Below are 6,015 nucleotides of genomic sequence, written 5' to 3'. Positions count from 1 at the left end.
GAGCGCCTGCTCCACCCGCCGCGCGCCATAGCCGCGCCGCAGCAGCGACCCGCCTTTCATCGCGGCATAAGCTGCGTCATCAACATAGCCAAGCTCAGCACAGCGATCCGCCAGCGCGGCACAATCGGGCGGGATATCGCCTGCCCAACCGCGCTCCCTGATCTTGCGTTCAAGATATTGCACCAGCCGCGCCCGTGTCGTCGCAAACCGCCCCAGATAATGCAGCGCCAGATCGCGCATTGATGGCTCATCGAGCGGCTTCGGCGGCTTCTTCTGGGGTCGGGCGCGGGTCATGCGCCTTTTTTGTGCCACAGTCGGGTCGAAATTAGAACGCTTGTCATCGGCTATTGGCACGGTGCAAAGGTTTAAATCAGGGGAGGACAGCGGTGCGCATGCGTGCCTGAACCCCGGACAACAGACTGCACAGGACCGGGTCAACCCGGCGGTGCGACAAAGATAAGCGACGGGTTGATAGGAATGACAATTTTGCTGCCGACACCACATGCAGATACCTTGCCGCGGCGCTTTGCCGATTTTGCGACGCTGGGCGCGGCGCTGGACTATGCGGGGCAAGGGGTGCGCGGCCTGAACTTTCACGATCCGCGCGGAAATCTGGCGCGCGCTTACCCCTATAGCGACCTGCGCAAGGATGCGCTGGCGAACGCCAGCCGCCTGATCGCGCGCGGCGTGAAGCCGCAGGACCGCATCGCCATCGTCGCCGAAACCAGCGCGCAATTTGCCGCATTGTTCTTCGGCGCGGTCTATGCCGGTGCATGGCCGGTGCCGCTGCCACTGCCGACCAGCTTTGGCGGCAAGGAAAGCTATGTCGAACAGTTGAGCGTGCAGCTGCGCAGCTGCGACCCGGCGCTGCTGTTCTATCCTTCAGAGCTCGCCGAAATGGGCGGAGAGGCCGCGCAGCGCTGCGGCATCGAGGGGCTCGACTGGGATGCGTTCGGCGCGCTGATGGTGGGCGATGTGACATTGCCGCCCGCGACCAGCGATGACATCTGCTATCTGCAATATTCCAGCGGATCGACCCGCTTTCCACACGGCGTCGCGATCACCCATGGCGCGCTGCTCAGCAACCTTGCGGCGCATGCGCACGGCATGCACATCGCGCAGAGCGATCGCTGCATATCATGGCTGCCCTGGTATCATGACATGGGTCTGGTCGGATGCCTGCTCTCGATGGTCGCTAACCAGGTCTCCACCGATTATTTGAAGACCGAGGATTTTGCCCGGCGTCCGCTCGCCTGGCTCGACATCATCAGCCGAAATCCCGGCACATCATGCAGCTATTCGCCGACCTTCGGCTACGACATCTGCGCGCGCCGCATCGGCAGCCAGTCCAAGGTTGCCGAACGCTTCGACCTGTCGCGCTGGCGGCTGGCCGGCAACGGCGCGGACATGATCCGCCCCGATGTGATGCAAAGCTTCGTCAACGCCTTTGCCGATGCGGGCTTCAAGGCAAGCGCCTTCATGCCGAGCTACGGGCTTGCCGAGGCGACGCTGGCGGTCACGCTGATGCCGCCAGGCGAAGGCATTGTCGTCGATCTGGTCGAGGAATCGCGCCTCTCGGGTGCGCCGGTCGATCTGTCGAAGCCGCGCCGCTATCGCTCGATCGTCAACTGCGGCAAGGCATGCCGGGGCATGAGCCTTGAAATCCGTGATGCGGGTGGCCGCGTGCTCGCCGACCGCGAAATCGGCAAGGTGTGGACCAGCGGTCCATCGATCATGCACAGTTATTTTCGCGATCCTGAAGCGACCGCCGCCTGCCTGATCGACGGCTGGCTGGACACCGGCGACATGGGCTATCTGGTCGATGGCTATCTCTATATCGTCGGCCGCGCCAAGGACATGATCATCATCAACGGCAAGAATCACTGGCCGCAGGACATCGAATGGGCGGTTGAGCAACTGCCCGGTTTCAAGTCCGGCGATATCGCGGCGTTCTCGATCACCACTTCTGCGGGCGAGGAAGCCCCCGCCGTGCTGGTGCAGTGCCGCACCACCGATGAGGCCGAACGCCGCCGTCTGCGCGATGAAATCCGCGAAAAGGTGCGCTCGATCACTGGCATGAACTGCGTCATTGAACTGGTGCCGCCCCGCACCCTGCCGCGCACATCATCGGGCAAGCTCAGCCGAGCGAAAGCGCGCAACCTGTATCTGTCGGGCGAAATCCAGCCTTATGAACTGGCGGCTTGAGTGCATTAGCTACATAATATTATGCCGAACCAACGAGTTGTATACGGATGTAAATTTTTGGGCTCTTAGCTGATAGCGTTTAACCGATAAGCCGACTGCTTTTTGAGCTTATTTCCTAGCTCATTGATAAGTTCGCCTACACAATTTGCAAAATCCGTTTTTGTCTTTGCTCCAGTGTCGGTACCCTTCTGTCCGATGGATAAATCAACGATGAATTGGAGGTCTGAACCGCCTGGACGTCTATTGAAAGCGAAGGCCAGTTGATTGTTTGTGCTTATTCGTTCTAAGACTAGGTCCAAAGCCTGGATGCTGTAGATGGCAAGCCAGGCTCCGGCGGTATCTCCTTCCACTGTTTGATAAAAATGCTCTCGCGTGGATTTGCCATTGATCCCAAGTGGAACGACAAATGACGGCGGGTTGGGGACGAGCACCATTGGCCCTTTGATTGCACTACGTCGCTCGTAACCAATTTAATAAACAACGCAGGTGAAACAGAGCCATCAGGTCCATAACCATTGAAGGAAACGCTGCCGGATACGGCGACGAGCGCACCTTTGCTGTACAGCCAGTCGTGCGTAGCCCCATCAAAAATAATGGTGCAGCCGACCTTTTCCCCCTCTCGCGTTTGCGATTGTGCATTCGTAGCAAAAGTTTAAGCGATTTGAGCGTTTGCGAAATTCATCGATCCAAAGAAAACAACCAGCAGCGCCAGGATTTTGGCCACGACTAAGCCCACCAATCGAGTTTTGCCCATCAGCCTGACCCCTTTGTTCCGTGCGACAACTCAGGTCAGAATAGCCTGGTTACTTACAAACGGCGTCACCTGCACCTCCCCCTCGCGCAACCTCGCCTTGGCGATGTCATAGCTGCTTTGCATCCGCATCAACGTATCCATCGATACGCCAAACGCCTTTTCGATGCGCAGCGCCATTTCAGGCGAAAGGTTCGCACGTTCGTTGAGCAAGGTTGACAGCGTGGCGCGCGTTACTCCCAGCGCCGCCGCAGCAGCGGTGACTGTCAGGCCCAGAGGCTCAATAATTTCGTGTTTAATGAAGCCCCCCGGATGTGCGGGTGCCTTCAAGCGGATGCCCAATGGCGTGTTCATGACGGTCTCCTAATGATAATCTTCATAATCCAGATCGATAATCTCGATGTCCTGTCGGTCGATACGAAACGTCATCCGCCAGTTCTTGGTCACAAACAGGCTCCATGTGCCCTTGCGATTGCCGGTGAGAAGATGTGCCTTCCAACTGGCAATGGTCCGCAATTCCTCCTCACGGTCCATGTCCTGCAGGAACGATACGATCCGCCTTACCTTTGACACGACCGTCGGTTGCAGGCCGCTGGCGTCGTCTTCCTCGATGAAACGGCGCAGACCCTTGTGAACGACATTCCTGATCTTCATGCTAAAACATATCAGAGTCCGCCGTTCGGCGTCAAGTTACACAATACGGCTCAGATGATGTACCCTATCACCCCTTGCACCCACGAACTGTGTTGCTATATCAACACAGTCAGGCTAATTCGCTTGCCTGAACCGGCATTTCGCCTCATTTTGGGGGAAGCAGGCACCAACGGGAGCGCAAGGCATGGCAACGCAGACGGCAGTGGCCGAAAAGAAACTCAGTCTTGAGGCGCCCGATCCGGTGCCAGTTGTCACCGTTGCCGAAGCCACCGGTCTGGTGCCGGTGGGCGAAGAGGTGCGCAGCAAGCTTGACGAGAAGGTCGAGGGATTCATCGCCGATCTCGTCGCGCAGGACGTCAATTCGCCCGAATTCGGCAAGCGCGTCGATCAGATCACCAACATGGGCCGCAAGGAAATCGGCGAAGCGGCGGGCCAGTCCAACCGCTTTCTCGACCGTCCGGTGCGCGCGATGGACAGCGACAATTCGGTCGGTGCTGATCTTGCCAAGCTGCGCCGCACGGTCGAAGACCTTGATCCCGGCAAGAAGGGCGACCTGTTCACCCGCAAGAAGATTTTCGGCGTCATCCCGTTCGGCAACAAGATGCGCGACTATTTTGACAGCTACAAAAGCTCGCAGGGGCATATCCAGTCGATTTTGGGCAGCTTGCAAAGCGGCAAGGACGAACTGCTGATGGACAATGCCGCGATCGATGTCGAACGGCAGAACCTGTGGGCGGCGATGGGCAAGCTGGAGCAGATGATTCACGTCTCCAAAACACTCGACGCGCGGCTGGAGGAAAAAGCCGCCGAGCTTGAGATGACCGATCCGGCCAAGGCCAAGGCGATCAAGGAATCAGCGCTGTTCTATGTGCGCCAGCGCACGCAGGATTTGCTGACGCAGATGGCAGTGACGGTGCAGGGCTATCTCGCGCTCGATCTGGTCAAGAAGAACAATGTTGAGCTGGTCAAGGGCGTCGACCGGGCAAGCACCACCACAGTGGCCGCGCTGCGCACCGCCGTCACCGTCGCGCAGGCGCTCGTCGGGCAAAAGCTGGTGCTCGATCAGATCACCGCCTTGAACACCACCACCGCCAACATCATCGATTCGACCGGCACAATGCTGAAGGAGCAGACCGCGAAAATCCATGAGCAGGCAGCATCGGCGACGATCCCCGTCGAGACGCTGCAGCGCGCGTTCCAGAACATCTATGATACGATGGACAACATCGACACCTTCAAGCTGAAGGCGCTCGACAGCATGAAGCAGACAGTCGACACGCTGAGCAAAGAGGTCGAAAAGTCCAAGGGCTATATCGCGCGCGCCGAAGGGGCGACGCAGGCCCAGACCAGCGGCGCATCCTCCGGTCCGTCGCTGCTCTCCTCGCTGGAGGCATGACCGGCAACAACGGATGACCAAATCATTGACCCGCCAGTCCGACCAGATCCTCGCCGACGCCGCAGCGGTGAAGCGGCGCGTGGCGATGGGCCAGTCCATCGGCACCAAATCGCGCGCGCTCAAGCGCCAGCACCTGTGGCGCAAGATCGCGGCGATCGCGATGGCGGTGGGCGCAATCCTGGTCACTGCCGGGGTGGTCGGCGCCATTATCAACGGCATCGGCTTTTACGGCGTGATGCTGACCGTGCTCGCCGCCGTGGTCGCCACGGTGGTGCTGAGCAGTTCGATCAAGCTGCGCGTACCGACGCCTGAGAAGCTGGCGAAAGAACCGCTCAAGGTGCTCGCGGGCAAGACCGAGATGTGGCTGGAAACCCAGCGCCCGGCGCTCCCTGCGCCTGCCGTCAACCTCATCGACAATATCGGCGTGCAGCTCGATCTGCTCGCGCCGCAGCTGCAGACGCTGGAGGAAAACAGCGAGCCCGCGCGCGAGATCCGCAAGCTGGTGGGCGAACACCTGCCCGAGCTGATCACCGGCTATCGCAAGATACCGGCGAACCTGCGCCAGGAAAAGCGCGGCGAACGCAGCCCCGAGGAACAGTTGGTGCACGGCCTTGGCGTGATCGAACGCGAAATCGCAGGCGCCACGCGCAGCATTGCCGAGGGCGATGTCGACAGGCTGGCGGTGCGCGGACGGTTTCTTGAACTCAAATATGATGGCCTGGCAGACGCGCAATAGCGTGTACACTGGCCCGCCCATGCTCGACTTTCTCCTCGCCAGCCAGAACACCCCCTTTGCCGCCGCGATCGTGCTGATGCTGCTGATCGGCGGGCTGCAGGCGCTGGGGTTGGGTGATCTCGATAGCGATAGTGATCTGGGCGATGCCGCGAGCGATGGCCTGCTCGCGCTGCTCGGGCTGGGGCGGTTGCCGCTGCTGCTGTGGCTCGCGCTGTTCCTGATGCTGTTCGGCATCATCGGCTATGCCGGGCAGCAGTTCTGGCAGGCGCTGAC

General features: G+C 59.9%; 6 protein-coding genes and 2 pseudogenes. 4 read left to right on the top strand and 4 right to left on the bottom strand.

The window, feature by feature from the left end; genetic code table 11:
- Positions 1 to 294: pseudogene (locus ACEW8G_RS09335) on the bottom strand (RecX family transcriptional regulator); the annotation flags it as partial.
- 183 nt (positions 295 to 477) lie between these two features.
- Between ACEW8G_RS09335 and ACEW8G_RS09330 the strand changes: the two are divergent.
- Positions 478 to 2,205: a fatty acyl-AMP ligase gene (locus ACEW8G_RS09330; RefSeq protein ID WP_373488153.1), complete on the top strand. Its 1,728-nt coding sequence runs from the start codon at positions 478 to 480 to the stop codon at positions 2,203 to 2,205.
- A 65-nt stretch (positions 2,206 to 2,270) separates the two neighbouring features.
- Here the strand turns inward: ACEW8G_RS09330 and ACEW8G_RS09325 are convergent, their stop codons facing one another.
- The 3 genes from ACEW8G_RS09325 to ACEW8G_RS09315 all read right to left on the bottom strand — a co-directional run bounded on the left by ACEW8G_RS09325 (position 2,271) and on the right by ACEW8G_RS09315 (position 3,610).
- Positions 2,271 to 2,639: a hypothetical protein gene (locus ACEW8G_RS09325; protein WP_373488152.1), complete on the bottom strand. Its 369-nt coding sequence runs from the start codon at positions 2,637 to 2,639 to the stop codon at positions 2,271 to 2,273.
- A 350-nt stretch (positions 2,640 to 2,989) separates the two neighbouring features.
- Positions 2,990 to 3,310 (bottom strand): HigA family addiction module antitoxin, encoded by a 321-nt coding sequence (locus tag ACEW8G_RS09320; RefSeq protein WP_373488151.1) that lies wholly within the window; start codon positions 3,308 to 3,310, stop codon positions 2,990 to 2,992.
- A 9-nt stretch (positions 3,311 to 3,319) separates the two neighbouring features.
- Entirely contained in the window at positions 3,320 to 3,610 is a 291-nt protein-coding gene (locus ACEW8G_RS09315) for a type II toxin-antitoxin system RelE/ParE family toxin (RefSeq protein ID WP_373488150.1), read from the bottom strand.
- Positions 3,611 to 3,794: 184 nt separating this feature from the next.
- Between ACEW8G_RS09315 and ACEW8G_RS09310 the strand changes: the two genes are divergently transcribed.
- The 3 genes and pseudogenes from ACEW8G_RS09310 to ACEW8G_RS09300 all read left to right on the top strand — a co-directional run.
- Complete coding sequence (locus ACEW8G_RS09310; RefSeq protein ID WP_373488149.1) at positions 3,795 to 5,006, top strand: toxic anion resistance protein; 1,212 nt, start codon at positions 3,795 to 3,797, stop codon at positions 5,004 to 5,006.
- Positions 5,007 to 5,019: 13 nt separating this feature from the next.
- On the top strand, positions 5,020 to 5,742 hold the full coding sequence (locus tag ACEW8G_RS09305; RefSeq protein ID WP_373488148.1) for a hypothetical protein: 723 nt from the start codon (positions 5,020 to 5,022) through the stop codon (positions 5,740 to 5,742).
- Between the two features lie 19 nt (positions 5,743 to 5,761).
- Positions 5,762 to 6,015 (top strand): annotated as a pseudogene (locus tag ACEW8G_RS09300) (hypothetical protein); the annotation flags it as partial.

The organism is Blastomonas sp. (assembly GCF_041747255.1).
GTDB lineage: Bacteria > Pseudomonadota > Alphaproteobacteria > Sphingomonadales > Sphingomonadaceae > Blastomonas.
Note: the sequence above shows the minus strand (reverse complement) of the source record. Positions and strands in the feature narration are given on the sequence as shown.